This window comes from Plantactinospora sp. CA-294935 (genome assembly GCF_050936445.1).
GTDB lineage: Bacteria > Actinomycetota > Actinomycetes > Mycobacteriales > Micromonosporaceae > Plantactinospora.
The window spans coordinates 3726062-3750941 of sequence record NZ_JBNJMU010000001.1 but is presented as its reverse complement, the minus strand read 5'-3'; the positions used below and the strand labels follow the sequence as shown (position 1 = coordinate 3750941).

24 protein-coding genes and 1 riboswitch are annotated in these 24880 nt (G+C 72.5%); of the genes, 9 read left to right on the top strand and 15 right to left on the bottom strand.

Translation table 11 applies throughout. The annotated features are described in order from the left end of the window. Nucleotides 1-3 precede the first annotated feature (3 nt). A riboswitch (cyclic di-AMP (ydaO/yuaA leader) is annotated at nt 4-137 on the bottom strand. Between the two features lie 253 nt (nt 138-390). Continuing rightward, complete coding sequence (locus tag ACQEVC_RS16835) at nt 391-1419, bottom strand: SDR family oxidoreductase (RefSeq protein ID WP_432878254.1); 1029 nt, start codon at nt 1417-1419, stop codon at nt 391-393. A gap of 209 nt (nt 1420-1628) precedes the next feature. Here ACQEVC_RS16835 and ACQEVC_RS16830 point away from each other — a divergent pair, with 209 nt between their 5' ends. After that, a complete protein-coding gene (locus ACQEVC_RS16830; protein ID WP_432878251.1) occupies nt 1629-2339 on the top strand; it encodes a polysaccharide deacetylase family protein in 711 nt (236 codons plus the stop codon). A 157-nt stretch (nt 2340-2496) separates the two neighbouring features. Here the strand turns inward: ACQEVC_RS16830 and ACQEVC_RS16825 are convergent, their stop codons facing one another. Together ACQEVC_RS16825 and ACQEVC_RS16820 are read right to left on the bottom strand one after the other, a co-directional pair. Beyond that, nucleotides 2497-3618, bottom strand: a complete 1122-nt coding sequence (locus ACQEVC_RS16825; RefSeq protein WP_432878248.1) for a glycosyltransferase family 2 protein — start codon at nt 3616-3618, stop codon at nt 2497-2499. A 174-nt stretch (nt 3619-3792) separates the two neighbouring features. Further along, entirely contained in the window at nt 3793-4338 is a 546-nt protein-coding gene (locus ACQEVC_RS16820; RefSeq protein ID WP_432878245.1) for a hypothetical protein, read from the bottom strand. Nucleotides 4339-4778: 440 nt separating this feature from the next. On the opposite strand from ACQEVC_RS16820, the gene ACQEVC_RS16815 reads away from it, so the two are divergent. Further along, nucleotides 4779-5090, top strand: coding sequence for a hypothetical protein (locus ACQEVC_RS16815; RefSeq protein WP_432878242.1), 312 nt, complete (start codon nt 4779-4781; stop codon nt 5088-5090). A 40-nt stretch (nt 5091-5130) separates the two neighbouring features. Here ACQEVC_RS16815 and ACQEVC_RS16810 read toward each other — a convergent pair whose 3' ends face one another. The 3 genes from ACQEVC_RS16810 to ACQEVC_RS16800 form a co-directional block, all read right to left on the bottom strand. Beyond that, nucleotides 5131-5604 (bottom strand): ribose-5-phosphate isomerase, encoded by a 474-nt coding sequence (locus ACQEVC_RS16810; RefSeq protein WP_318394980.1) that lies wholly within the window; start codon nt 5602-5604, stop codon nt 5131-5133. Between the two features lie 164 nt (nt 5605-5768). Then, entirely contained in the window at nt 5769-7043 is a 1275-nt protein-coding gene (locus tag ACQEVC_RS16805; protein WP_432878238.1) for a DUF1015 family protein, read from the bottom strand. Between the two features lie 111 nt (nt 7044-7154). Continuing rightward, complete coding sequence (locus tag ACQEVC_RS16800) at nt 7155-7784, bottom strand: mycothiol-dependent nitroreductase Rv2466c family protein (protein ID WP_432878235.1); 630 nt, start codon at nt 7782-7784, stop codon at nt 7155-7157. A gap of 219 nt (nt 7785-8003) precedes the next feature. Here ACQEVC_RS16800 and pepN point away from each other — a divergent pair, with 219 nt between their 5' ends. Next, a complete protein-coding gene (pepN, locus tag ACQEVC_RS16795) occupies nt 8004-10556 on the top strand; it encodes an aminopeptidase N (RefSeq protein ID WP_432891470.1) in 2553 nt (850 codons plus the stop codon). Nucleotides 10557-11062: 506 nt separating this feature from the next. Here the strand turns inward: pepN and ACQEVC_RS16790 are convergent. The 4 genes from ACQEVC_RS16790 to ACQEVC_RS16775 all read right to left on the bottom strand — a co-directional run bounded on the left by ACQEVC_RS16790 (nt 11063) and on the right by ACQEVC_RS16775 (nt 14331). Beyond that, the gene (locus ACQEVC_RS16790) at nt 11063-11488 is read right to left on the bottom strand and encodes a DUF5130 family protein (RefSeq protein ID WP_412102706.1); all 426 of its coding nucleotides are present in this window, start codon (nt 11486-11488) and stop codon (nt 11063-11065) included. Nucleotides 11489-11492: 4 nt separating this feature from the next. After that, on the bottom strand, nt 11493-11789 hold the full coding sequence (gene ctaJ, locus ACQEVC_RS16785; RefSeq protein WP_432878233.1) for an aa3-type cytochrome oxidase subunit CtaJ: 297 nt from the start codon (nt 11787-11789) through the stop codon (nt 11493-11495). Nucleotides 11790-11976: 187 nt separating this feature from the next. Then, nucleotides 11977-13257, bottom strand: coding sequence for a kynureninase (kynU, locus tag ACQEVC_RS16780; protein WP_432878231.1), 1281 nt, complete (start codon nt 13255-13257; stop codon nt 11977-11979). A 171-nt stretch (nt 13258-13428) separates the two neighbouring features. After that, nucleotides 13429-14331: a tryptophan 2,3-dioxygenase gene (locus ACQEVC_RS16775; RefSeq protein ID WP_432891466.1), complete on the bottom strand. Its 903-nt coding sequence runs from the start codon at nt 14329-14331 to the stop codon at nt 13429-13431. Between the two features lie 180 nt (nt 14332-14511). Here ACQEVC_RS16775 and ACQEVC_RS16770 point away from each other — a divergent pair, with 180 nt between their 5' ends. From ACQEVC_RS16770 to ACQEVC_RS16760, 3 genes are all read left to right on the top strand, one after another. Then, nucleotides 14512-14964 carry an Lrp/AsnC family transcriptional regulator gene (locus ACQEVC_RS16770; protein WP_432878229.1) on the top strand — a complete coding sequence of 151 codons (453 nt, stop codon included), beginning with the start codon at nt 14512-14514 and terminating at the stop codon, nt 14962-14964. A 147-nt stretch (nt 14965-15111) separates the two neighbouring features. Next, nucleotides 15112-15633 carry a hypothetical protein gene (locus tag ACQEVC_RS16765; protein WP_432878227.1) on the top strand — a complete coding sequence of 174 codons (522 nt, stop codon included), beginning with the start codon at nt 15112-15114 and terminating at the stop codon, nt 15631-15633. A 14-nt stretch (nt 15634-15647) separates the two neighbouring features. Next, the gene (locus ACQEVC_RS16760) at nt 15648-16475 is read left to right on the top strand and encodes a class F sortase (RefSeq protein WP_432878224.1); all 828 of its coding nucleotides are present in this window, start codon (nt 15648-15650) and stop codon (nt 16473-16475) included. Between the two features lie 190 nt (nt 16476-16665). On the opposite strand, the gene ACQEVC_RS16755 is transcribed toward ACQEVC_RS16760, so the two are convergent. Continuing rightward, nucleotides 16666-17199: an HNH endonuclease gene (locus tag ACQEVC_RS16755; RefSeq protein WP_203861391.1), complete on the bottom strand. Its 534-nt coding sequence runs from the start codon at nt 17197-17199 to the stop codon at nt 16666-16668. A 380-nt stretch (nt 17200-17579) separates the two neighbouring features. Between ACQEVC_RS16755 and ACQEVC_RS16750 the strand changes: the two genes are divergently transcribed. From ACQEVC_RS16750 to ACQEVC_RS16740, 3 genes are all read left to right on the top strand, one after another. Next, entirely contained in the window at nt 17580-18599 is a 1020-nt protein-coding gene (locus tag ACQEVC_RS16750; RefSeq protein ID WP_432891463.1) for a mechanosensitive ion channel family protein, read from the top strand. Between the two features lie 425 nt (nt 18600-19024). After that, complete coding sequence (locus tag ACQEVC_RS16745) at nt 19025-20353, top strand: MFS transporter (RefSeq protein WP_432878220.1); 1329 nt, start codon at nt 19025-19027, stop codon at nt 20351-20353. Between the two features lie 92 nt (nt 20354-20445). Further along, nucleotides 20446-20877 (top strand): globin, encoded by a 432-nt coding sequence (locus ACQEVC_RS16740; protein WP_318394970.1) that lies wholly within the window; start codon nt 20446-20448, stop codon nt 20875-20877. 25 nt (nt 20878-20902) lie between these two features. Here ACQEVC_RS16740 and ACQEVC_RS16735 read toward each other — a convergent pair whose 3' ends face one another. The 4 genes from ACQEVC_RS16735 to ettA all read right to left on the bottom strand — a co-directional run bounded on the left by ACQEVC_RS16735 (nt 20903) and on the right by ettA (nt 24630). Next, the gene (locus ACQEVC_RS16735; protein ID WP_432878217.1) at nt 20903-21526 is read right to left on the bottom strand and encodes a YbjN domain-containing protein; all 624 of its coding nucleotides are present in this window, start codon (nt 21524-21526) and stop codon (nt 20903-20905) included. Nucleotides 21527-21657: 131 nt separating this feature from the next. Beyond that, on the bottom strand, nt 21658-22446 hold the full coding sequence (locus ACQEVC_RS16730) for a hypothetical protein (RefSeq protein ID WP_432878214.1): 789 nt from the start codon (nt 22444-22446) through the stop codon (nt 21658-21660). An 11-nt stretch (nt 22447-22457) separates the two neighbouring features. Further along, nucleotides 22458-22961 carry an acyl-CoA thioesterase gene (locus tag ACQEVC_RS16725; RefSeq protein ID WP_432878211.1) on the bottom strand — a complete coding sequence of 168 codons (504 nt, stop codon included), beginning with the start codon at nt 22959-22961 and terminating at the stop codon, nt 22458-22460. Next, nucleotides 22954-24630: an energy-dependent translational throttle protein EttA gene (ettA, locus tag ACQEVC_RS16720; protein ID WP_432878209.1), complete on the bottom strand. Its 1677-nt coding sequence runs from the start codon at nt 24628-24630 to the stop codon at nt 22954-22956. Before ettA ends, ACQEVC_RS16725 begins: the two co-directional genes overlap by 8 nt. Nucleotides 24631-24880 lie beyond the last annotated feature (250 nt).

Genomic DNA, 24880 nt, shown 5'->3' with positions numbered 1-24880 from the left:
ATGTATCCCTTCCGTCGGCCGCCGACCGGGTTAGCTGACGGGTTCGGGATGGAAGTGGTCCCTACCGCTCTCGCGGATTCACCCCAGGGGTGCGTGGGTCCCCGGCTCGCCGTGTGGCGATTAGGCGGCGATCAGCGCCGGACCACGCGGTATCCGGCGGCTATGAACGGCAGACAGCATACCCGGTTTCACTTCCGGAATGGCAAGACCCGTTCGCGGCTAAAGGCGTTGCCAGGCAACGACTATCAGTAATCACCGCGTGTCGGAGGCATCGAAGGACGTGCTTTGCCCGCCATTATCGACTAGCTGCTGTCGGCTATTTACCATGCGCGTTCCCACCCCTCCGACGTGCGGAAACGTGTCCAGGATGGTCGTTCGGTGATTCTCCGGTCACCGCCTGCGCCAGGGTGTTGTGCCGAACAGCACACCGGCCACCGTACCGGCCGAGAGGAGACCCGCTGTCACCACGCCGCGGTGCTGGGACAGCCAGAGTTGCGGACTCCGTGTCCGGTACGGCGTGCCGAACGCGCCGTGCGCGCCCGGGTCCGCCCCGGTGCCGTCGTCGACCGGGTGCCAGAGGTTGGCCGGTCGACTCCGGTCGGCCGGCTGCTCCGTCTGCTGGCCGGAGTACCCGGTCCGGGCCAGGTACCGGTCGAGCAGCCCGGGCAGGCACCGGTTGCCGAGGATGGTGCCGACCGTCGAGGCGCCGACCCAGTACTCCCGCCGGCCCGGCCGGTCGGCCGCGTACACGATGGCCCGGGCCGCCAGTTCGGGCTGGTAGATCGGTGGCACCGGTCGGGCCCGGTTGCGCAGCCGGGACAGCACCCAGTCGAACTGCGGGGTGTTCAGCGCCGGCAGGTGCACCATGGTGAGCCGGACCGGGCTCCGGTCGTGCAGGAGTTCACAGCGCAGCGACTCGGTGAACCCGACGATGGCGTGCTTCGCGCCGCAGTACGCGGACTGCAGCGGGATCGACCGGTAGGCCAGTGCCGACCCGACCTGCACGATCGTGCCGGTCCCGCGCGGCAGCATCCGGTCGAGCGCGGCCCGGGTGCCGTGGACGTACCCGAGGTAGCAGACCTCGGTCACCCGCCGGAACTCCTCCGGCCCGATCTCCGTGAAGGGCGCGAACACCGAGGCCATCGCGTTGTTGACCCACAGGTCGATCGGCCCGAGTTCGCTGGTCGCCCGGTCCGCCGCCGCTTCGACCTGGCGGTGGTCGGCCACGTCGGTCTCGATCGGCAGCGCCACACCCCCGGCCGCACGGACGTCCTCGGCCGCGCCCCGCAGGCCGCTCCCACCCCGGGCCAGCAGGGCCAGCCGCATCCCCCGGCGGGCCAGCAGCCTGGCCGTCGCCCGGCCCACCCCGGCACTCGCTCCGGTGATCACCGCTACCCGCGCCGCAGGTCGCCCGCGCATCCCGCTCCCCCGTCCCGAACCTCCCCGGATCGCCGGGCGCCGGCTACCCGACCGAAGCTCCGACAAACTCCGCCGATCGGGCAGGACGGCACGGAGTACCGGAGACGCGGAAGACCGGTGCAACCGGGGCAAGCCACCCGTCCGGGTGAGGATGAAGACCGGCCGCGCGGGTAACCGCGTCCGCGATGGTGCGGCGGGTGGAGGAACGAGTGCGCGGACGCGCGGTACCGGCGACGACCGTCGGTGCCGCGCTGGCCGCCCAGGTGGTGCCGGCCCTGACGGTGCTGCCCGGGGTACGGCTGCGGTTCTTCCCCCGGCTGAGCGGACGCGGCTCCCCGGGGCACGTCGCGCTCACCTTCGACGACGGCCCCGACCCGGCCTCCACCCCGCTCTTCGTCGAGACCCTGGCCGCGCACCAGACCCGCGCGACGTTCTTCCTGCTCGGGTCGATGCTGGCCCGGGCACCGGAACTCGGCCTGGACCTCGCCGCCGCCGGGCACGAGGTGGCGGTGCACGGCTGGGCGCACCAGAACCTGCTGCTCCGCGGCCCGCACGCGACCTACCGCGACCTGGCCCGGACCCGCGAGCTGATCGGTGCGGTGACCGGCCGGGTACCCCGGTTCTTCCGCCCGCCGTACGGGGTGCTCAGCGCCGCCGCCCTGATGGCCGCGCGCCGGCTGGACCTGACCCCGGTGCTCTGGACCTGCTGGGGACGGGACTGGACCCGGTCGGCGACCCGCTCCTCGGTACTCGACACGCTGCGCGGCGGGCTGGCCGGCGGCGGAACGGTGCTGCTGCACGACTCCGACTGCACCTCCGCACCGGGTGCGTGGCGGGCCAGCCTCGCCGCACTGCCGTACCTGCTGGAGGAGTGCCTCCGCCGGGGCTGGCGGGTCGGCCCGCTCGGCGAACACGGCTGACCCGGCAGCCCGCGATCGCCTCCGGGGGTACGGTCAGCCGCTGCCCGTTGATCGAGACCCCCAGCGGCAGCCCCCGACCGGCGCGCCGATTGGTCGAGACCCCCAGCGGCAGCCCTCGACCGGCGCGCCGAGTTCCACGCCGCTACCGGGAGCGTGCTCAGCCCACCCGGTCGGTCACCTCACCGGGTACCGCCTCGGCGCGGCTGCCCGGTACGGCCGGCGCGGCCGACCCGGTGGTGCCGGCCGCCTGCCGCGCGCCGGATCGCGGGTGCCGGGCCCGGGTCACCACGCCGGCGTGCGCCCGCCGTGCCGCCTGGAGCGCGGTGAAGAGCCCGTACGCGCCGCGACCGACCAGCCGGTGCTTGAGCCCGGCGGCGCCGCCCGGCGGCTGGTAGCCGGCCGGTGGCAGGTGGGCCCGGTACCGGGTGACGATCTCGGCGAAGAACTCGCGACGGCGGCTCGGCGGCACCCGCCGGGGATGGCCGAGCACCTGCAACAGGTGCCAGATCATCCGCTGGAAGATCAGGTGCCGCAGTTCGGCCGGCACCGCCGGGTCGGCGTCCAGGCCGGCCAGGACCCGGTCCCAGTGCCCGAAGACCTCGAAGTGCCGCTCGCTGACCGTCGCGGTGATCGCCCCCTCCGGGCGCTGCCGGTACGCGTAACAGCACCGGTCCAGCAGGGTGATCCGCCGCGCGGCGAGCATCAGCGGGAAGCTGAACGAGACGTCCTCGTACCAGCCGGGGCCGAAGGTCAGGCCCAGGTCGAGGAGGAACCGGCGCCGGATCACCTTGTTGCAGGTGATGTGCAGCACCGACAGCAGGGCCGGTCGCTCCCCCAGCGTGAACGTCTCCGGCACCGGACTCCCGGCGCCGACCTGGGAGAGCGACAGGTGCCGGGTCCCGCCGTTGGGGTAGTACCGGGTGTATGCGGTGACCAGCAGGTCCGGCCGGGTTCGGGCCAGCCGCTCGGCGACGGCGGTGAGGCTTCCCTCGGGCAGCCAGTCGTCGCCGTCGACGAACCACACGTACTCGCCGGTGGCCCGGGACAGGCCGGCGTTGCGGGCCGCCCCGAGCCCCTGGTTGCGGTCGAGGGTGACCACCACCAGCCGGGAGTCGCGTTCGGCGTACCGGGCCAGGATCGCCGCGCTGCCGTCGCTGGAACCGTCGTCCACCGCCACCAGCTCAAGGTCGCGAAAGGACGTGTCGAGAATGGAGTCCAGGCAGTCGGCCAGGTACTCCCGCACCTGGTAGACCGGGACTATCACGCTGAGCAGGGTCACCGTGGCAACCTCCGGTGGAGGACGGAGACCGAATAGTAGCGCCGAGTAATCGGCCGCCACGCGCTCAGTAACTATCGAGTGACCAAATTGTGATTTGTCGTTTCGATCGACACCTGTCCGAATCGACCCTTGATCCCGACCGACGGTCCCGGCCGGAGACCGGTACGGCCCCGCTCAGAGCCCCGCCACCCAGTTCCACAGGTCGACGACCCACTCGGTCTGGCGCAGGTACGCCACCCCGACCCCGGCCAGGAAGAGCCCGGTGACCAGGTGCGCGCCCCGGGCACTGCGGCGTACCCGGCCGAGCTGGCGCTCCCAGACCACCCGGCCGACCAGCCGGGCCAGCCCGAAGAGGCCGACCGCGACGAAGAGGGTGAGCACGAAGGTCACCACCGGACTGGTCAGGTCGCCCCGGGCCGAGATCGCCCAGATCCCCCAGCAGACGAAGGCGAAGAGACCCCCCAGCATGCTCCAGTGCCGCCCGATGCGGAGTTGCCGCCAGTGGTAACCCGGCGGGAGCTGCTGCCGCTCCTGCTCCGCCACCGGCCACCCGGTACCGGTCGGCTCGTGCGGCGCCTCGGGCTCGGTACGCGGCCGCGGCACCCCGACCTGCGCCACACCCCGCCGGAAGCCCTCGGGACCCGGCGGCATCCCCGGTCCCTCCGCACCGGGCGGCATCTCGACGGTCCGCTCGGCCCACGGCTGCGTCTGGTCTGCCATCTGTCCTGTCCTCCCCATCGGCTCGGGCCCGGAACCCGTCCCAGTTCCGAGGGTAGCCAGCCGGTACACACCGCGCCGAGCCAGCATCGACCGGTGCCGCCCCCTTCGGCCGGCACCCCGTGCCGCCCGCCCGGCGAGCTTCCGATCCCGCGAGCGGGATGGCGCCGGCCGGTAGGGTCGGCACGTGACCGTCCGCGCCAGGGTCCCGGCCGGCTCGAACCTGCCACTCACGACGCCGACGAGCGGAGCGAGAAGGCGGCATGTTCGAGCGGAGCGAGGGCATCAGCCAGCCCAGCCTTACAGGTCATGACGTCGACGAGCGGAGCGAGGAGGCGGCATGTTCGAGCGGAGCGAGGGCATCAGCCAGCCCAGCCTTAAAGGTCATGACGTCGACGAGCGGAGCGAGGAGGCGGCATGACCGAGCGGAGCGAGGAGGGGACATGACCGATCCGGAGCGTCGGCGGCGGAGGCTGCGGCACGACCCGTCGAGTGGTGGCGGCGGCCAGCCCGCGGAGGGCCGTCGCGGCGGTGACCCGGGCACCGGACCCGGAGCCGGGGACGACCGCGACGCGGAACGCGGCCTGCGCGGGCTGATCGGCTCGGGCGCCTCCCAGGTGAGTGTCGGGGCGGCGATGCGGGCCCGGGACGCGGCCCGACCGACCGAGGCCGACCTCGCCGAGGCGGCCGAACGGCTGGTGCTGGTCCGGCGCAACTGGGTGCCCCGGGACGAGCTGCCGCGCGGCGGCCGCTGAGCGCCCGCCGCCGGCCAGCGGGGCGGGCGGCTCGGCCCCGCTACGACGCCGGCAGTGCCGGCAGCGCGCCGGAGCGCTCGTACTCGGCGACCTGCCCGATCCGTCGCGCGTGCCGCTCGTTGCCGGAGAACGGCGTGGTGAGAAACGCCTCCACGATCGCCGTCGCCTCGTCCAGGGTGTGCTGGCGAGCACCGATCGCGACCACGTTCGCGTCGTTGTGCTCCCGGGAGAGTTGGGCGGTCTCGACGTTCCAGGCGAGAGCCGCGCGTACCCCGGCCACCTTGTTGGCGGCGATCTGCTCGCCGTTGCCCGAGCCGCCGATCACCACGCCCAGGCTGCCCGGATCGGCCACCACCCGGGCGCCACTGTGCAGGCAGAACACCGGGTAGTCGTCGTCCGGGTCGAAGAGGAACGGCCCGACGTCCACCAGTTCGTAGCCCTGCTTGGCCAGGTGGTTGGCCAGGTGCACCTTCAGTTCGTAGCCGGCATGGTCGGATCCCAAGTAGACGCGCATACCGCGCAGTCTGTCAGCCCGCCACGGCCACCCGCCGGCAGGCACGGCGACAGCCGGACAGATCACAGCGTGATCCGGCCGGAGGATGCCACCCGGGCGCCCGGAACAGCTTCCAGGCGCCCGGCCACAGGGCGCGGAGCCCCATGCCGTCAGCCCGCCCGCCGTCAGCCGGGTGGCGCCTCCGCCGCCTCCCGGCCCAGCTCGGCCAGGACCAGGCCGGCCCGGGCCTTCGGGGTGAACCAGGTGCTCTTCCGGGGCATCTTCTGCCGGGCCAGGTTGACCGCGACGAAGTCCTGCACGGTCACCGGGGCGATCAGGACCGCCAGCTCCGCCCGGCCCGCGTCGACCTCGCCGACCAGCCAGCGCGCCGGATAGTCCCCACCGACGTACGTGATCCGCTTGTCGCCGGGGTCGAGCCCGAGCGCGTCCCGCAGCAGCACCCGCTCGACGAGCGCGTGGTCCAGATTCTCCACTCCGCCGCCGGAACCGGCGGGGAATGTGACCGCGTAGGTCGTGCCGGCCGCGTAGAGCTGGATCGTGCCGCCGGAGTCCGGTACCGCCGCCGGACCGGGCACCGGCTCGACCCGGGCGCCGGCCGCGCGCAGCCGGTCGAGCAGCTCGTCCGGGGTGCTGGTCAGCTCGCTGACCAGCCGGTTGTACGGCTGGATCGCCACCGAGGCGGGTGTGGTGATCACCGCGAGGAACCGGGGCAGCTCACCGATCTGCGCGGCCAGGCTGCGGTGGTTGCCGTCCGCGACGACCAGCTCACCGCCGCCGGCCAGCGCCAGCAACTCGTCCTGGCCGGGCCCCGGCCCGAGCAGCCAGATGGCGTGGGTACGCCCCGCCTGGTCGATGTCGGTCGCGGCCGGCGCACCGGCCGCGTCGGTGGCCTCGGCCAGTGCCCGGTGCAGCGCCTCGCCTGCGTTCCGCCCCGGACCGTCGTCGCCGCCGGCCTCACCGCCGCCCGCCCGGTTGCCGGTCTGGAGCAGCAGTACCGGTGAGAGGAGATGGCCGGTCGCCTCGGCCAGCGCCACCCGCTCCCGCACCTTGGCGATGAAGACGTCCTCGTTCCGGATCACCAGCCCGGGCTCGTCCGCGCTGGTGGAGATCTGGTCGGTGTCGACCATGGCGAACATTCCGTAACCGGGCTCCTCGCCGGGCGCGGTGATCCGGTAGAGCACCACGACCTGCTCGGCCGGGGTGTAGCTGCCGTCGGCCCGGGCCTGGGCCAACCGGGTGACCGCGTCGGGCAGCGCGTCCGTGAACGACCGCCCGAGGCTCTCCGGCGCCCGGTGCGGCATCTCGATCGCGAGTGCGCTGGCTGGGTTGTCCCGGATGATCGCCGTGATCTCGGCGTCGTCGGCGAACTCGTCGTAGTTCTGGGCGCCGGTGCCGCCAGTGGTGACCCAGGCGCGGGTGATCGGATGCACGACCGTCATGTGCGGGAACGCTACCGGCGGTGCCGGACCCGGCGTACGGATACCCCGACCGTTTCCACCCCGTGGGCGGCCCGGCCCGGTGGCGTACCGGCCGGGCCGCCCGGGGTGCGCTCAGTCGAAGCTCGGCGCCTCGGTACGGGTCCGCTTCAGCTCGTAGAAGCCGGGGGTGCCGGCGACCAGGAGTACGCCGTCCCAGAGCCGGCCGGCCGCCTCGCCCTTCGGGGCCGGGGTGATCACCGGGCCGAAGAACGCGACGGTCTCCCCCGGCACCGGGCCGGGAGCGTGGATCACCGGCGTGCCGACGTCCTGGCCGACCGGCTTCATCCCGGCGTTGTGGCTGGCCCGCAGCGCCTCGTCGTACTCGGTCGAGTCGGCGGCCTCGGCGAGCACCGGGTCCAGCCCGACGTCGGCCAGCGCCGCCCGGTACAGCTCGGGCCCGCGGTCCTCCTTGGCGAGGTGGATCCGGTTGCCGAGCGCGGTGTAGAGCTTGGCGACGGCCTCGGAACCGTGCCGCTGCTCGACCGCGATGCAGATCCGCACCGGGCCCCAGGCGGTCTTCAGTCCCTCCCGGTACTGCTCGGGAAGGTCCTCCCGGCCCTCGTTGAGCACCGAGAGGCTCATCACCCGGAACCGGATGTCGACCGCCCGGACCTTCTCCACCTCCAGCAGCCAACGGGAGGTGATCCAGGCCCACGGGCAGATCGGGTCGAAGAACATGTCCACGGACGCGCGCTCGGACACGGCGCGACTCCCTTCGTCGTCGGGGAGGCCGGAATCGGCGACACCGTTACAGATCTTCACCCCAGGGACCCGCCACCGACAGCGGGATGAGACCGTGACCTGGAGCACCAGTGGCAATCCCGCCGGCATGAAACACTCGACGTCGAGCCGTGGGGATGGCTCGACGCTGTCAACGGAGATAGCCAGCGGGAAGACCGGATGGAGATTCACGTGCCAGGAGTGCGTAACCTGACCCAGGTCGAGGCGACGGAGCGGGGTCGTCTGCTCGACGTCACCGGCTATGACATCCGCCTGGACCTGTCGTCCGCCGGGCAGGGCGCGGACGGCCGCACCTTCCGTTCGACGACCGAGGTCCGGTTCCGGTGCGCCGAGCCCGGCGCCGCCACCTTCATCGAGGTGGCCGCCGATTCGGTACGCGCCGCGACGCTGAACGGCGCCCCGGTCGACCTCTCCGGCTGGTCGGCCGAGGACGGTCTCACCCTGACCGGTCTGGCCGCCGAGAACACCCTGGTCGTCGATGCCGACTTCCTCTACTCCTCCAGCGGTCAGGGGCTGCACCGCAGCGTCGACCCGGTGGACGGCGAGACCTATCTCTACAGCCAGTTCGAGACCGCCGACGCGCAGCGGGTCTTCGCCTGCTTCGACCAGCCGGACCTGAAGAGCGTCTTCACCTGGCACGCCACCGTGCCGGCGCACTGGCGGGTCATCTCCAACATGCCGGTCAGCGGCGAGGAGTCGGCCGGCGCCGAGACCAAGACGGTCCACTTCGCCGAGTCGGTCCGGATGAGCACCTACATCACCGCGCTCTGCGCCGGCCCCTACCACGAGGTGCGGTACACCCACGACGGTGTCGACCTCGGCTACTTCTGCCGGACCAGCATGGCGCCGTACCTCGACTCGGCCGACCTGAACCTGATCACCACCCAGGGCTTCGACTTCTTCCACCAGCAGTTCGGCGTCCGCTATCCGCTGCCGAAATACGACCAGGTGTGGGTGCCGGACTTCAACGCCGGCGCGATGGAGAACTTCGGCTGCGTCACGCACGCCGAGGCGCACTACCTGTTCCGGTCCCAGGAGACCGACTTCGAGTACGAGCAGCGGGCCAACACGATCCTGCACGAGCTGGCCCACATGTGGTTCGGCGACCTGGTCACCATGCGCTGGTGGAACGACCTGTGGCTGAACGAGTCGTTCGCCGAGTGGGCCAGCCACTGGGCCAACACCAACGCCACCCGGTTCGCCGACGCCTGGACGACCTTCCTCTCCATCCGCAAGAACTGGGGCTACCGGCAGGACCAGCTCTCCTCCACCCACCCGGTCTACTGCGAGATGCCGGACCTGGAGGCCGTCGAGGTCAACTTCGACGGCATCACGTACGCCAAGGGCGCCAGCGTGCTCAAGCAGCTCGTGGCGTACGTCGGGGAGGCACCGTTCCTGGAGGGCCTGCGCAGCTACTTCGGCAAGTACGCCTGGAGCAACGCCACCTTCGACGACCTGCTCAGCGAGCTGGAGGCGGCCTCCGGCCGGGAACTGCGCAAGTTCGCCGCCGAGTGGCTGGAGACCTCCCAGGTCAACACGCTCCGCCCGGAGGTGTCGATCGGCCCGGACGGCACGTACGAGTCGGTGGTGATCCGGCAGGAGGCGCCGAGCGAGCACCCGACGCTGCGTACGCACAGGATCGGGGTGGGCCTCTACGACCTGCGGGGCGACCGGCTGGTCCGGCGGGACCGGATCGAGGTCGACGTGGCCGGCGAGCGTACCGAGCTGACCCAGCTCACCGGCGTGGCCGCACCGGACGTGCTGCTGCTCAACGACGACGACCTGACCTATGCCAAGCTGCGGCTGGACGATCGGTCGATGGCGACGGTGGTGCGGCACATCGCCGCGTTCGAGTCGTCGCTGGCCCGGGGCCTGTGCTGGGCCGCCGCCTGGGACATGGTCCGGGACGCCGAACTCTCCGCCCGGGACTACGTGGCGCTGGCGCTGGCCGGGCTGCCCGCCGAGACCGACATCAACCTGGTCACCGCGACGCTGCGGCAGGTCGCCGCCACGCTCACCTCGTACGCCGCGCCGGAGTGGGCACCGACCGGCTGGGCGCACTTCGCCGGTACGGCGGCGACCGCGTTGCGCGCCGCCGAGCCGGGTAGCGGTCTGCAACTGGCCTGGGCCCGGACCTACGCCTCGGCGGCCCGTAGCGACGAGGAGCTGGCCGTGCTCCGGGGCTGGCTGGACGGCGCCGGGGTGCCGGACGGGCTGACCATCGACACCGAGCTGCGCTGGACGGTGCTGCGTGCCCTGGTCGCGGGTGGCGCGGCGGGGCGCCCCGAGATCGACTCCGAGCTGGCCGCGGACCGCACGTCGAGCGGCGAGCGGGAGGCCGCGCTCGCGCACGCGCTGGTGCCCACCGCCGAGAACAAGACGACGGTGTGGCGCACCCTGACCGGGGACGAGGCGCTGCCGAACTGGCGGCACCGGGCGCTGCTCCAGGGCTTCCAGCATCCGGCGCAGGTCGAGCTGGCCGCCCCGTACGCCGAGCGGTTCTTCCAGGTCGTCGGCCAGATCTGGAAGAAGCGGGACAGCGAGCCGGCGCAGGAGTTCGTCATGCTGGCCTACCCGGCGTACCAGATCACCGAGGAGACCATCCGGCTGACCGACGCCTGGCTGACCGAGTCGGGGCATCCCGCGCCGCTGCGCCGGCTGGTCGCCGAGGGCCGGGACGGAGTGGTGCGGGCGCTGAAGGCCCGGGCCAAGGACGCCGCGTCACCGTCCTGACCTGGCCGTCGAACTGACCGCCGCCGGGCGCCGGATCCGATCCGGCGCCCGGCGCCGTCGTCACGTCCGGAAACGATTCGGGTACGGCCACCGGGCGGCCCGGCGCTCCGTTCGCCGACTCGGGCCCGGCGGGCCGATCGCGAGTTCGGTCCCAGCGGTTCCGTCCACCGGCTCTGGCCCAGCGGCGGTGCGGGGCGACCGTCGGCCCAAGCCGGCCTGTACGCCGAGGCCGGCATCGAGTCGTACTGGCGGATCGAACGGGCCGAGCGGGGCCCGGTCGCCCACCTCTACCTGCGCGCCCCCGCCGGCCACTACGAGCTGCACCGATCCGTTCCCGCAGCAGCCGGAACGCCCGCCGAGGCGGCCGACCGGCACGGAGCTGGTCGAGCTGCCCTTCCCGGTCCAGGTCGCCCCCGGCACCTGGCTGCCCTGACACCAGGTCTCGCTGCCCTGACCGGCCGCCGGAGGCCCACTCGGGGCGGGTCGCCGGCCGGGCGGGTGCGACGTCAGGCGGAGCGGCCGGCCCGGGTGGCGAGCTGGTCCAGGCCGCTGACGATGCCGCCGGTGAGGTCGCCGCCACCGAAGGCGGCCACCATGGAGAGCGCGGCCAGCTTGGCATCCCGGTCCGGGATCCGCTTGCGCGCCTCGGCACCGGTGACGACCTCCAGCACCCGCTGGTTCGGCGAGAGCGCGACCAGGACGGCGCGGGCCGGGTCCGCCAGCTCCAGGTGCAGCCGCTGCGCGTGCTCGCGTACCGGTTCGGTCAGCGGCCCGACGTAGACGGTGAAGACCAGGCCGGTGGACTCGTCGGCGATCCGCAGCGCCTCGTCGATCCGGAGGAGCTGGCGGGTGGTGAACGGCCCGTCGAGCACGTTCGGCCGGGGGGTGGCGCTCGGCCCGACCTCGGCCTCGGGCCGTTCGGCCGTCGCCACGCTCTTACCAGCGGTCACTTGCGCCCCCTGTCACGCCAGCGCGCTTCGGCGCGCTGATGGTCTCGATCTCGCCGCTGGTCAGCGCCCGGGCCTCCGCGCCGGCCGGCAGCGCCGTCCGGGCGGACTCGGTCAGGTGCTCGGGCGAGGAGAGGAACCAGACCGGCGTGAACTCGAAGGGCCGCCCCGGGCGGTACCGCCGGGCGTTACGGCCGCTCTTGCCGGCCCGGGCCAGCACGGTGATCACGAGCACCGCAGCAGCCGGGATGGCAACGAAGACCAGCAACGTGTCGGAAACAGACAACCTCAACGCCCCCAGGCGAAAACGGGATCATCGTGCCCGGTCGGCGCAGGTGACGACCTTGTCCACCCGACCGACCCGGTCGCCGTTCACGGTATCGGAAACCGAGGCCCACCAGATCTCGGGGTGCCGATCCGGCCCGCTCGCGGTCGCCCGGAGCCCGGCCGCTCGGGCCGGAGGACGGTCGGGATCACGTCTCGTCGACGAGTCGGGCCAGCGCCTCGGCCGCCCGCCAGCAGTCGTGGTACGTCGAGTAGAGCGGGACCGGGGCCAGCCGGATCACGTCCGGCTCCCGGTCGTCGACGAGTACCCCGTACTCCTGGGACAACCGCTTGGTCAGCGCGGCGGCCCCGCCCCGGCCGATCCGGACGGAGAGCTGGCAGCCGCGCCGGTCCGGCTCCCGCGGGGTGAGCACGGTGAGCGGCCGGCTCGGGGTGAGCTGGTCGAGCAGTCCCTCCAGATAGCCGGTCAACCGCTCGCTGCGGGCCCGCAGCGCGGGCATTCCGACCTGCGCGAAGATGGCCAGGGCGCTGCGCATCGGCGCCATCGCCAGCACCGGCGGGTTGGAGATCAGCCAGGCCTCCACGGTGGCCGGTGGCCGGGAGACCGGGGCCATCTCGAACCGGGTCGCCTCGTCAGTGCCCCACCAGCCCTCGAACCGGTCGACCGCCGGGTCGCCGAGGTGTCGCTCGTGCACGAACGCCCCGGCCAACGCCCCCGGACCGGAGTTCAGGTATTTGTAGGTGCACCAGGCGGCGAAGTCCACGTCCCAGTCGTGCAGCGCCAGCGGCACGTTGCCGACCGCGTGCGCGAGGTCCCAGCCGACCAGGGCGCCGGCCCGGTGCCCCGCCTGGGTGATCGCCGGGATGTCCATCAGCTCGCCGGTCAGGTAGTTGACCCCGCCGAGCAGGACCAGTGCCACCCGCTGCCCCTCCCGGTCGAGGTAGTCGACCACGTCCTGGGTACGCAGGGTCTCCTCGCCGGGGCGGGGGCGCAGCCGGACGACGGTCTCGTCCGGGTCCAACCCGTGGTGCCGGGCCTGGCTGCGCACCGCGTAGCTGTCGGACGGGAAGGCGGCATCCTCGATCAGGATCCGGTCCCGGCCGGCCGTCGGCCGGTAGAACGACACCATCAGCAGGTGCAGGTTGACCGTCAGCGAGTTCATCACCACGGTTTCGGCCGGCAGCGCGCCGACCAGCGAGGCGCTCGGCCCGGTGAGCGAGCGGTACGACGGCACCCAGGGCCGGTCACCGGCGAAGTGGCCGGAGACCCCGAGCCGGGCCCAGGTCTCCAACTCGGCGTCGAGGTCGGCCCGGGCGGCCCGGGGTTGCAGCCCGAGGGAGTTGCCGACCAGGTAGGCGGCCTCGGCGTACCGGCCGCCCTCGGCCGGGGGCACGTGGAACAGGTGCCGGTGACCGGGGTCGGCCTCGTCGCGGCGCCGGGCCGCCTCCTCCTGCTCGGGGGTCATCATCCGCTCTTGCTCCTCTGTCGCTCGCCCCCGGCACTCCGGGGGCCCACTCCTGCGTCGCTCGCCCCCGGCACCCCGGGGCGGGTACTCCTGCGTCGCTCGCCCCCCGGTACACCGGGGCGGTACTCCTGGGTCGCCGGCCCCCCGCACGCTCCGGGGCGGTAACGGTCCGGACTACATGTCCGTCCGGGCGGCCCACAACTCGGGGAAGACCTCCCTGGCCATGCTCCGGCGCAGCCAGGCCGCGCCGGCCGACCCCCCGGTGCCGACCTTCGCGCCCATGGTCCGGCGTACCGCCTTGAGGTGCTGGTGGCGCCAGTCGTCGAACTGCTCGGCGATCTCCACCAGAGTCTCACCCAGTTGTCGCAGGTGGTTGTCCGGCCCGGTGTCGGCGTAGATCTCCACCCAGGCGGCGGTCAGCTCGGCGCTCGGCTCGGCCTCGGCGGAGAAGTCCCGGTGCAGCAGCGCGTCCGGCAGCGCGAAGCCCCGGCGGGCCAGCAGGGCGGTCACCTCGTCCCAGAGGCTCGGCGCCCGGAGCGTCTCGACCAGTTCGGCGTAGACCCTCGGCTGCCGGTGGAACGGCCGGACCAGGGTGGCGGACTTCAGCCCGAGCAGGAACTCCAACTGCCGGTACATCGCGGACTGGAACCCGGAGCCCTCGCCGAGCAGGTTGCGGAACCGGTTGAAGTCCGCCGGGGTCATCCAGCGCAGCCCCCGCCAGGCCGCGTTCAGCCCCTCCAGGTGCAGGGCGGCCCGGTGCAGCGGGGCCAGCGCGGCCCAGAGGTCGTCGGCGCGCAGCCGCTGCCGCGCCTCACGCAGCTCGAAGCAGGTCAGCCCGAAGTACAGCTCCATGATCTGGCTGACCATCAGGAACGACATCTCACCGGGATCCCGGCTCAGCGGCTGCTGGAGGCGGTGCAGCGTACTCGCGTGCACGTACGCGTCGTACGGCGTCCGCTCGACCGGTTCCAGGGTCGGCTCGCCACCGTTGGCCGCCGCCCGGGCGGCCCGCTGCGCGGCGTTCGCCGGGCGTACCCGGGGTCGGCCGGGTCGCCGCTGCCGCTGGGTCCTCTCCACCGTCGCCTCCGTTCCGTTACGCGCTACCGTCATGATCTCTCCGCTCCGCCGCCGAACGGAATGCCGGACCAACGGCGGTACGCGGCGAGATCCGGTGGTTGTGTGGTTCGGCGACGGAGTGGCTTAACGTTTGAAAGGTCGATCCGGGATTCGCGATCATGTCACGGAGAGTGAGCGGTTATGGACGAGATGGACTGGGCACTGCTGCGAGAACTCCAGGCCGACGCCCGGCTCTCGTTCAGCGAACTCTCCCGCCGGGTCCACCTCTCCCCGCCGGCCGTCGCCGAACGGGTCCGCCGGCTGGAGGAATCCGGCGTGGTGACCGGGTACCACGCGCACGTCGACCTGGCCCGGGCCGGCCGGAACGTGGTCGCGATGATCCGGATGTCCTGTTACGGGGCGCGGTGCATCCTCCGGGACCCGGAGGTGCCGGACTGGCCGGAGATCCTGGAGATACACCGGATCACCGGGGACGCCTGCAGCATGCTCAAGGTCGCGGCCGAGTCGATCGAGGCGTTCGAGCAGGTCATCGACCGTCTCGCCCCGTACGGGCAGCCGTCGAGCACGATGGTGCTCTCCAGTCCGCTGGACTGGCACCCGGTGCTCCCGATTCCCCCCGCGTCAAGTACCTGACCAGGGCGTTCGTCCGGCTGTCGGCCCACCCGGGAGCGTGTGCGCGGCGGGTCGGTGGGAACACGTTCCCCGACGAGACGGGTCGGCACCCGACCGCGCGGACGCGACGGGTGCCGGCTGAGGGATGCACCGCCGGGGAGGGAAGTCATGCTCACTGCCAAGGTCGTCGGCCGTACGATCGCCGCCGGCGTCACCGTCGCCGCCCTGGTCCCCGGGCCGCTGTTCGGGAACGTGAGCGCGGTACAGGCCGGACCGAACACCTTCGTGGAGGTCACCCCGAACACGGCGCAGGCGGGTAGCCGGGTCAACATCCGGGCGAGCTGCGACGGCGCGAACAACCAGCAGGCCACGGTGCACTCGGACGCGTTCGGCCGGGTGATCGTACGTCCCGACAACGGCTTCCTCACCGCGTCGGTGACGATTCCGGGCAGCAAGGCGCCGGGGGCGTACGCGGTCAACCTGAGCTGCCAGCAGAACGGCAACAACGCCACCACCACGCTGACCGTGGTGAACATGAGTCAGGGCAGCCAGGGGCCGGCCGCGGGTGGCGGCGGTACGGCCGGCGGCCCGGGCGGGACGCTGATGATCGCCGGTGGTCTCGGCATCGTCGTGCTCGCCATCGGGTTCGGGGTGGCCGGCCGGCGGCGGCGTACCGAACCGAGTAGCTGACCCGCGGACGGGGCATGTTCCGCTTCCCCACGGGCGATGGCACGTGGCGGGGTCGGACCGGCCGGTGGTGGGCGCGTACCGGCCGGTGGCGGCGCCGCACGGCCCGGCTCGCCCGGCAGGCCACCGCAGCGAGCATCACCAGCCCGGATCCGGCCGACGGCACCCCGCCCGGCACCCTGGACGCCGCACCGTACCGGCCGACCCGGCGGGCGAGCCGGCGCCGATGGGCCCGCCGCCCCGGACCGGTACCCGTGATCACCCTGCTGCTGGGCCTGCTCGTCACCCTGTTCGGGGTGCAGAGCGTCACCGGGATCACCCTGCTGCCCAGCGGAATGCCGTTCGGCGCTCCGGCGCCGCCCCGGAGGTTTCCGGTGCTGGAGTCGAGCCCGCCGGTCGGGATCGGCATCCGGTCGCTCGACCTGACCGCACCGGTCCATCCGGTCGGCGTCGCCGGGGACGGCACCATCGAGGTACCGGCGTCGGACCGGCGCGACGAGGCCGGCTGGTACAGCCAGAGCCCGACCCCAGGCCAGTACGGGCCGTCGGTGATCGTCGGTCACGTCGACACCCGGACCGGGCCGGCCGTCTTCCACGACCTGGCCGGGCTGCGCCCCGGGGCCAAGATCGAGGTCGACCGGGAGGACGAGTCGGTGGCGGTCTTCGAGGTCAACTCCGTCAAGCGGTTCAACAAGTCGGAACTGCCGGTCGACCGGGTCTACGGCGACTTCAGCCGGCCGTCACTCCGGCTGATCACCTGCGGCGGCCGCTGGGTCGGCGGCTCCACCGGGTACGCCGACAACGTCATCGTCTTCGCGTCCCTGGTCTCGGCCCGGCACACCTGAGCCCGCGCCGGGCACCTGCCGCACCGTCACCCAACCGGCTGCCGCACCGTCACCCAGCCCGCTGCCGCACCGTCGACCGGCCTGCCGCAGTCGTCGGCCAGCCCTGCCGCACCGTCGACCGGCGTCGCCCCGCACCCGCCGGCGCCAACCTCGTCGCGGCGGCCGTCCGCCGGCGGCAACGTCCGCCGGCTCAGGCCGCCTCGGCCTCGCGCAGGTCCAGCCAGTCCGCCCAGCGCGGGTCCGGCGCCCGGTGGCCGAGCACCCGCCACGCGATGCCCTTCGGCGCGGCCGGCAGCGAGTGCAGCCGCCAGCCCAGCTCCGCCGGGGTCTTGTCGCCCTTGGTGTGGTTGCACTTGGCGCAGGCCGCGACGACGTTCTCCCAGGCGTGCCGGCCACCCCGGCTGCGCGGGAAGACGTGGTCGATGGTCTCGGCCGGGCCTCGGCAGTAGACGCAGCGCCAGTTGTCCCGGGCGAAGATGGCCCGGCGGGAGAGCCCGACGTGCGTCCGGTACGGCACCCGGACGAACCGGGTCAGCCGGACTACCGACGGCACCGGCAGGGAGTTGCGGGCGCTGTGCAGGATCCCCTCCCCGTCGGCCACGCAGACAGCCTTGGCGGAGAGAACCAGGATGGCGGCTCGACGCACTGAAACGACACACAGCGGCTCATAGGTGGCATTGAGCACCAACGCTCCGGAGCCCACCGTGGGTCGTATGTCAGGCATCGCGCTCACCCTCTCGGTTGTTCTCGTCCGCTCCCTCGCCCGCCTGGTGCCGGCCCCGCCCCCGGCGCCGGTCGGCAGCAGGCACCGACCGGAGGCCAAGACCACGGCCGACGCCGGCAGATCACCGGCGTCCGTGCGCCAATAGTCCCCGATAGCTGCCGCGATTGCACGTACTAATCCGGGGTCCCGCAGAAAGCTTTCACGTCCCGTGGCAAGATGACCGGTTCCGTCCCGTCACCCCGTCCGACGGCGGCGGGGACGTCGGCCGCGGGAGGGGGCGTCCGCCACGTGCCGGCGGGTCGGCCGAGACCGCCGGACACCGGTACGGTACGAAGGCACTCGTGAACCCCGCGACGCTGATCACTGCCGCCGTGCTCGGAATGCCGCAGCCCGAGACGCCGGAGCCCAAGCCGAGTTGCCTGGACAACCCCGTCTGCGACCAGGTCTGGCGGGTGACCAAGTCGGCGTGGTTCGCCGAGGGGAGCAACCTCTTCCTGATCAAGCCGGCCACGATCGTGCTGATCCTGCTGGTGGCGATCCTGCTCCGCTTCCTGCTGCACCGGACCATCAACCGGCTGGTGCGGAGCACCTCGGAGAGCCGCATCCCCGCGGTGCTCCGGCCGCTGCGGGAGCGGATCCCCAGTGCCGCGCCCGACCCGTCGGCGGTCGTACCCGAACGGCGCCGGCAGCGGGCCGAGGCGATCGGCTCGGTGCTGCGCAGCATGACCACGGCGGTGGTCTTCGCGATCGCCGTGCTGCAGATCCTCAGCGAGCTCAGCTTCGACCTGGCCCCGCTGCTGGCCAGTGCCGGCATCGCCGGCCTGGCCCTCGGGTTCGGCGCCCAGACGCTGGTCAAGGACCTGCTGGCCGGGCTCTTCATGCTGCTGGAGGACCAGTACGGGGTCGGTGACACGGTGGACCTCGGCGAGGCGACCGGGGTGGTCGAGGCGGTCGGCCTGCGGATCACCACCGTCCGGGACGCCCGGGGGGTGGTCTGGTACATCCGCAACGGCGAGATCATCCGGGTCGGCAACAAGAGCCAGGGCTGGGCGATGGTGGTGGTGGACATGCCGATCGGCTTCGCCCGTACCGAGGAGGCCACCGCGGTGCTGCGGACCGCCGCCGCCTCGGTCGCGCTCGACCCGGAGCTGGCGCCGGAGCTGGTGGAGCCGCCCGAGGTGCTCGGGGTCGAGCAGATCACCGTGGACGGGTCGGTGATCCGGACGATCGCCAAGACCACCGCCGAGGGGCAGTTCCCGGTCTCCCGAGAACTGCGCCGCCGGCTGGCCGAGGCGCTGGACAACTCCGGCATCACCGCCGGCATCGCGGCCACCAGGATGTTCCCCCGGCCCTCGACCCCGCCGGCCGACGGGGAGACCGGCCAGGGTGGAGCGACCTGAGCCGCCCGACGTCACGCCACCCAGCGTGATCGGCCCGTCGGCGTAGCGCGCCCGGCGGTCCCGCCGAGCGGTGGAGCCACCGCCGGTACGGGTCGGCGCCGGGTACGCCGGACGGTGCCGTGGACGTACCGGACGGCCCTGGTGGAGGGCCGGCTGTCAGGGGTCGCGTACCGAGCGGGCGGTCGGGTATCGTCCGTTCGACCAGTCGGAGATGCGACGATCTATCCGTTCGCCCTAGCCAGTCGTCATACGATCGGGCAGAATCCAGAACTAGCTCCCTCCCGGAGCGTGACGAAGACCTTGCTGATCCGAACGTCTGACGTTCCCGGCAGCCCCATCACATTTGGTCAGCGGTCGAGAACGATGGAGGCCCACCGGTGTCCGAAGAGACACACACTCCCGAACGGCCGGCAACCTTTCGGGAAGTGTTCGCCCAACGTGAATACCGGGCGGTCTTCGCGGCCACCGTACTGACCTGGACCGGCGACTATCTCGCCAAGGCCGCCGTCACGCTGCTGGTCTACCAGCAGAGCGAGTCCGTCGCCCTCTCGGCGGCCGCCTTCGCCACCAGCTACCTGCCGTGGCTGATCGGTGGTCCGCTGCTCACCACCCTCGCCGACCGGTACCCGTACCGGACGGTCATGGTGATCTGCGACCTCGTCCGGCTGCCGCTGTACGCGGCCATCGCGATCGACGGGCTGGACACGCCGGTCATCCTGGCACTGCTCTTCGCGGCGACCCTGGCGAATCCGCCCAGCCAGGCGGCCCGGTCCGCGATGCTTCCCCTGCTGCTCACCGGAGACCGGCTGGTCGTCGCGCTCTCCCTGCACGGCAGCACGGCACAGGCGGCACAGGTCTTCGGCTACGCGGTCGGTGCCGGCATCGCGCTCTACAGCCCGGCCCTGGCCCTGCTGCTCAACGCCGCCGCCTTCGGCCTCTCCGCGTTGATCATCTGGTTCGGCGTCCGGCACCGGCCCGCCGTGCCGCCCGAGCAGGGCCGGCGGCACCTGCTCCGGGAGACCGGCGCCGGCTTCGCCCTGGTCTTCGGCACCCCGGTCCTGCGGGCCATCGCGATCATGGTGTTCTGCGCGATGCTGTTCGCGATCGTGCCCGAGGGCCTGGCGGCGGCCTGGGCCACCAAGTTCGCGGGTGGGGGCGCCGACCGGAGCGCCACCCAGGCACTGATCATGGTCGCCGCACCGGCCGGTTTCATCCTCGGTGGCCTGCTGGTCGGCCGGGGCCTCCGGCCGGACCTCCGCCGGTCCCTGGTGCGACCGTTCGCGGTACTCGCCCCGCTGGCCCTGGTGCCCGCCCTGTTCGACCCGCCGCCGGGAGTGGTCGCGCTGCTGGCGGCGGTCGCCGGCTTCGCGGTCGCCGGGCTGATGCCGGTGACGAACGGGCTGTTCGTGCTCGCCCTGCCGCACGGCTACCGGGCCCGGGCGAACGGCGTGATGAACACCGGCGTACAGGTGATGCAGGGCGTGGCGGTACTCGCCACCGGCCTGCTGGCCGAGCGGTTCACCATCCCTCGGGTGGTGGGGCTGTGGAGCGCCGCCGGAGTGCTGCTGATGCTGTTGCTGGCCCTGCGGTGGCCGCGGGCCGAGCGGTTCGACGCGGCGATCGCGGAGGCCCGGCGCCGCTCCGCCGACCGGGAGGCGGCGGTCGGGCCGACCGGGCCGGGGCAGCCGCCGGCGCGTACCTCCCCGCCCAACCCCCGGCCGCCCTCCTCCGAGGCCGGCATCGGCGCCGTCTGAGCCGCCGCACCGTCCGGCGGTGTGAGCCAGCCCGCACCAGGGCCACGGCTCCGGCTGCGGTCGATCGCCGCGCCGGATGGCAGGATGGAGCGGTGAATCCCGCAGGTGAGCGAGAGCAGACCCGCCCGTCGCCGACCTTCTACTCCGAGATCGGCGGCGAACCGACCTTCCGGAGGCTGGTCGACGAGTTCTACGCGGGCGTCGCCACCGATCCGGTGCTCCGGCCGATGTACCCGGAGGCGGACCTCGGCCCGGCGGCGGAACGGCTCACGCTCTTCCTGATCCAGTACTGGGGCGGCCCGAACACCTACTCGGCACAGCGCGGGCATCCCCGGCTCCGGATGCGGCACGCGCCGTTCCGGGTCGGGCCGGTCGAGCGGGACGCCTGGCTGCGACACATGCGGCGGGCCGTGGACCGGCTGGAGCTGGCGCCGGAGCAGGACGAGACCCTGTGGCAGTACCTCGAACGGGCCGCGTACTTCATGGTCAACACCATGGACGAGACACCCGGGCCGGCGCACTGAGCGGTGGCCCTGGCGGGGACGCCACCTAGAGCAGAGCGCCCTCGTCGTGCAGCCAGTCGACGAAGGTGGTCGCCACCGCGGCTCCACAGTCCAGCATCTCGACGAGCAGGGCGTCGTGCGCGCCGGCGCTCAACGGCACCTGCAACTCGGCGTAGATCGGCAGTTGGCCGCGCTCGGTCGGGTCACCGACGTACGCCTTGCAGAACCGGCGGGTATGGTTCCACTCGTTGACCACCCGGTAGGCCCGGTCGGCCCAGTCCGGCGGGACCGTGGAGTGTGGACGCGCCCGCATGACGAGGATCTCGTCGTCCGGCCCCTCCAGGGCGAACAGCACGGCGTGCCGCTCCCACATGGCCAGCAGGCTGCCGTCGCCGTCGGCGAGATAACGCACGTCGAGCAGGTCCAGCGCGTCGCCGACCCGGCGTAGCGTCACCGGCGCGATCACCGGGGGGATCTCCCTGATCGAAGCCCGGTCTCCGGGCCGGGAGTCCCGGTCGCCGGCCCTGGCATCGGGTTCCGGTCGGGAGTCGTGTTCCGGCTCCCGGGGCGCCGGCGGCCCGACCCGGACGGCACCGTCCGACGGGATCCTGCTTCGAGTTCCCGGCTCGCCGCCACCGGCGTGGCCGGGGCGCCATGACCACCACGGCATCGCTTGAGCACCTCACTCCCCAGCGGATCCACATGCCTACGTTGCGTTGGATCCGAGGCCCGACGGTACCCGTACAGCCGGCTCGAAGCACCCCCCCAACTGCAGCCCCAAGACGGATGGACCATGCCTCATCAACCGTTCGGGTGATCACGCGCCGGTTTTATCGCAAGCTGACTGACTTTCTGTGACCATGTCACTCCGAATGGTGCGGCCAATCCGACCCAACGACCCATGATCCGCACCTGTACGGCGTCCTGCCCGGGCGGGCCGGAGGAGCCGAGAAAGCCCATCCGGACGATGGCCTGGACCAGTCGTTGAGAGACCTCGATCCGGCTGCCGGTACGTCCCGGATCGGTGCCGGCGGCGCCGGGACCGGGTACCGGATCGGTGCTCGACGGGGGTCCGGTCACCACCACCGCGACGTGGTCGAGCAGGGCGTCCCGGACCGCGCGCTGGCCCACCGCCCGGCCGGCGACGCCCTCGGTGGCCGCGCCCCGCAGGGTCTCCGCCGCCGCCGCCGCGATCCGGCGCAGCTCGGCACCGGCGATCGTCTCCACCACCGTGCCGGGCCCGCCTGGCACCGGCCACCGCCAGTCGGCGTCCCGCCGCCGCGGCAGCGCCGCACCACCTCGGCCGAGTTCGGCCAGCAGCTCGGCGGCGGAGACCGTGGCGTCGCCGGGGCCGGCCCCGGCGACCACCCGGCCCACCAGCACGTCCCAAGGCAGCCGCGCCCAGAGCACGGTCCGGTCCGGGGCGCCGGCCGCCGCACCGGGGGCCCCGGAGCGGAGCCGGACCACCGCGCCCGGGTCGAGCCGGGTCAGCCGGGCCAGGAAGGCACCGGCGTCCGGCAGGCCGGAGAGCCCGTGCCCGTTCCCGCTCGCCACTCCGGCACCACCCGTAACCTTCTCCGCAGCGGGCACTGAATCGCTCCCTACGCCGGCTTGTCCCGGGCCGCCGGCTCGACCAGATAGCGCCGGAGGAACTCCTGCTCCTCGTCGGTCAGCCGGCGGGGCCGCTGCCCCTCCAGGTCGAACGGCACCAGCACCGACCGGGCCCGGCTGGCCAGCACCGTACGGTCGAACAGCTCGTAGCCGATGGTGAACCGGGACTGCCGCAGATCCTCGACCCACATCTCGATGTGCACCTTCGGGGCGCTCTCGGCGGTGGCCGGATCGAGCGTGTACTCGACCGGGCGCAGGTAGTCGATCTCGTGCCGGTAGATCACCACGCCGTCGGCGAACGAGCCGACCCCCCAGGCCCGACCGCCGGCGAACATCAGCGCCACCCGGGCCTCCTCGTAGAGGGTGAGGAAGCGGGCGTTGTTGACGTGCCCGTACGCGTCCAGGTCGGACCAGCGCAGCGTGCAGTCGTAGCCGAACCGCCGGCTGTCGAGCTGCTCCGCCTGCGCCGGCCGGGCCTGGGCCGGACTAGTCACGGGTGAGCTTGCGGTAGGTGACCCGATGCGGCCGGGCCGCCTCGGCGCCGAGCCGGTCGATCTTGTTCTTCTCGTACGCCTCGAAGTTGCCCTCGAACCAGAACCACTTCGACGGGTCCTCGTCGTCGCCCTCCCAGGCCAGGATGTGCGTCGCCACCCGGTCCAGGAACATCCGGTCGTGCGAGATGACCACGGCGCAGCCGGGGAACTCCAGCAGCGCGTTCTCCAGCGAGGAGAGGGTCTCCACGTCCAGGTCGTTGGTGGGCTCGTCGAGCAGGATGACGTTGCCGCCGATCTTGAGGGTCAGCGCCAGGTTGAGCCGGTTGCGCTCGCCGCCGGAGAGCACCTTGGTCGGCTTCTGCTGGTCGGGGCCCTTGAACCCGAAGGCCGCCACGTACGCCCGGGACGGCATCTCGACCTTGCCCACCATCAGGTGGTCCAGCCCGTCCGAGACGACCTCCCAGACGGTCTTGTCGCCGGCCAGCCCCTCCCGGTTCTGGTCGACGTACGACAGCTTGACCGTCTCACCGACCTTGACCGAGCCGGCGGTCGGCTGCTCCAGCCCGACGATCGTCTTGAACAGCGTGGTCTTGCCGACACCGTTCGGGCCGATGATGCCGACGATGCCGTTGCGGGGCAGCGAGAAGCTCAGGTCGTCGATCAGCACCCGCTCGCCGAACGCCTTGCGCAGCGCGTGCGCCTCGATCACGGTGCTGCCCAGCCGGGGACCCGGCGGGATCTGGATCTCCTCGAAGTCCAGCTTCCGGGTCTTCTCGGCCTCGGTGGCCATCTCCTCGTAGCGGTCCAGCCGGGCCTTGGACTTGGTCTGCCGGGCCTTGGCGTTGGACCGGACCCACTCCAGTTCCTCGCTGAGCCGCTTCTTCATCTTGGCGTCGCGGCGGCCCTCGACGGCCAGCCGGGCGGCCTTCTTCTCCAGGTAGGTGGAGTAGTTGCCCTCGTAGCCGACGGCCCGGCCGCGGTCGAGTTCGAGGATCCAGCCGGCCACGTTGTCGAGGAAGTACCGGTCGTGGGTGATCGCCATGACGGTGCCGGCGTACTTGGCGAGGTGCTGCTCCAGCCACTGCACGCTCTCCGCGTCCAGGTGGTTGGTCGGCTCGTCCAGCAGCAGCAGGTCGGGCGCCTCCAGCAGCAGCTTGCAGAGCGCGACCCGGCGCCGCTCGCCGCCGGAGAGCTGGGTGACGTCGGCGTCCGGCGGCGGGCAGCGCAGCGCGTCCATCGCCAGTTCGAGCTTGGAGTCGACGTCCCAGGCGTCGGCGTGGTCCAGCTCCTCCTGGAGCTGCCCCATCTCGGCCATCAGCTCGTCGGAGTAGTCGGTGGCCATCTGCTCGGCGATCTTGTTGAACCGCTCCAGCTTGGCCTTGGTCTCCGCCACCGCCTCCTCGATGTTGCCGAGCACGGTCTTGGCGTCGTTGAGCGGCGGCTCCTGGGCGAGCAGCCCGACGGTGTAGCCGGGCATCAGCCGGGCCTCGCCGTTGCTCGGCCGGTCCAGGCCCGCCATGATCTTGAGCAGGCTGGACTTGCCGGCGCCGTTCGGGCCGACCACACCGATCTTGGCCCCCGGCAGGAAGCTCAGCGTCACGTTGTCCAGCACGACCTTGTCGCCGTGCGCCTTGCGCGCCTTCTCCAGGACGTAGATGTACTGGGCCACGGTGCGGCCTACCTCCCACGGATGTGATGTCCCCGAATGCCGTGCTTACGACCGACCACGACGTCGGGCTTGCTCTCCGACCGCGGTGTCGGGTCACGCCGGCCACGCGGTGCGGCGGAAACGCCGTCGTCAATCCTGACAGGTCCGGCCCGCCGCGCCCACATCACCCTCCGCCGGAGGCTCTGCCGGGTCGTTCGGGTGGTCATGATCACCTTTGGGTTTTTCCGTCGCATCCCGCAGGGCAGTACTT

Excerpts from the sequence above, each read along its gene's own strand:
- ACQEVC_RS16770 (WP_432878229.1), top strand. The coding sequence starts at position 14,512 with ATGGACGAGATGGACTGGGCACTGCTGCGAGAACTCCAGGCCGACGCC.
- ACQEVC_RS16765 (WP_432878227.1), top strand. The coding sequence starts at position 15,112 with ATGCTCACTGCCAAGGTCGTCGGCCGTACGATCGCCGCCGGCGTCACC.
- ACQEVC_RS16815 (WP_432878242.1), top strand. The coding sequence starts at position 4,779 with ATGACCGATCCGGAGCGTCGGCGGCGGAGGCTGCGGCACGACCCGTCG.
- ACQEVC_RS16835 (WP_432878254.1), bottom strand. The coding sequence starts at position 1,419 with ATGCGCGGGCGACCTGCGGCGCGGGTAGCGGTGATCACCGGAGCGAGT.
- ACQEVC_RS16805 (WP_432878238.1), bottom strand. The coding sequence starts at position 7,043 with ATGACGGTCGTGCATCCGATCACCCGCGCCTGGGTCACCACTGGCGGC.
- ACQEVC_RS16750 (WP_432891463.1), top strand. The coding sequence starts at position 17,580 with ATGCCGCAGCCCGAGACGCCGGAGCCCAAGCCGAGTTGCCTGGACAAC.
- kynU (WP_432878231.1), bottom strand. The coding sequence starts at position 13,257 with ATGATGACCCCCGAGCAGGAGGAGGCGGCCCGGCGCCGCGACGAGGCC.
- ACQEVC_RS16735 (WP_432878217.1), bottom strand. The coding sequence starts at position 21,526 with ATGCCGTGGTGGTCATGGCGCCCCGGCCACGCCGGTGGCGGCGAGCCG.
- ACQEVC_RS16820 (WP_432878245.1), bottom strand. The coding sequence starts at position 4,338 with ATGGCAGACCAGACGCAGCCGTGGGCCGAGCGGACCGTCGAGATGCCG.
- ACQEVC_RS16810 (WP_318394980.1), bottom strand. The coding sequence starts at position 5,604 with ATGCGCGTCTACTTGGGATCCGACCATGCCGGCTACGAACTGAAGGTG.
- ACQEVC_RS16760 (WP_432878224.1), top strand. The coding sequence starts at position 15,648 with ATGTTCCGCTTCCCCACGGGCGATGGCACGTGGCGGGGTCGGACCGGC.
- ACQEVC_RS16755 (WP_203861391.1), bottom strand. The coding sequence starts at position 17,199 with ATGCCTGACATACGACCCACGGTGGGCTCCGGAGCGTTGGTGCTCAAT.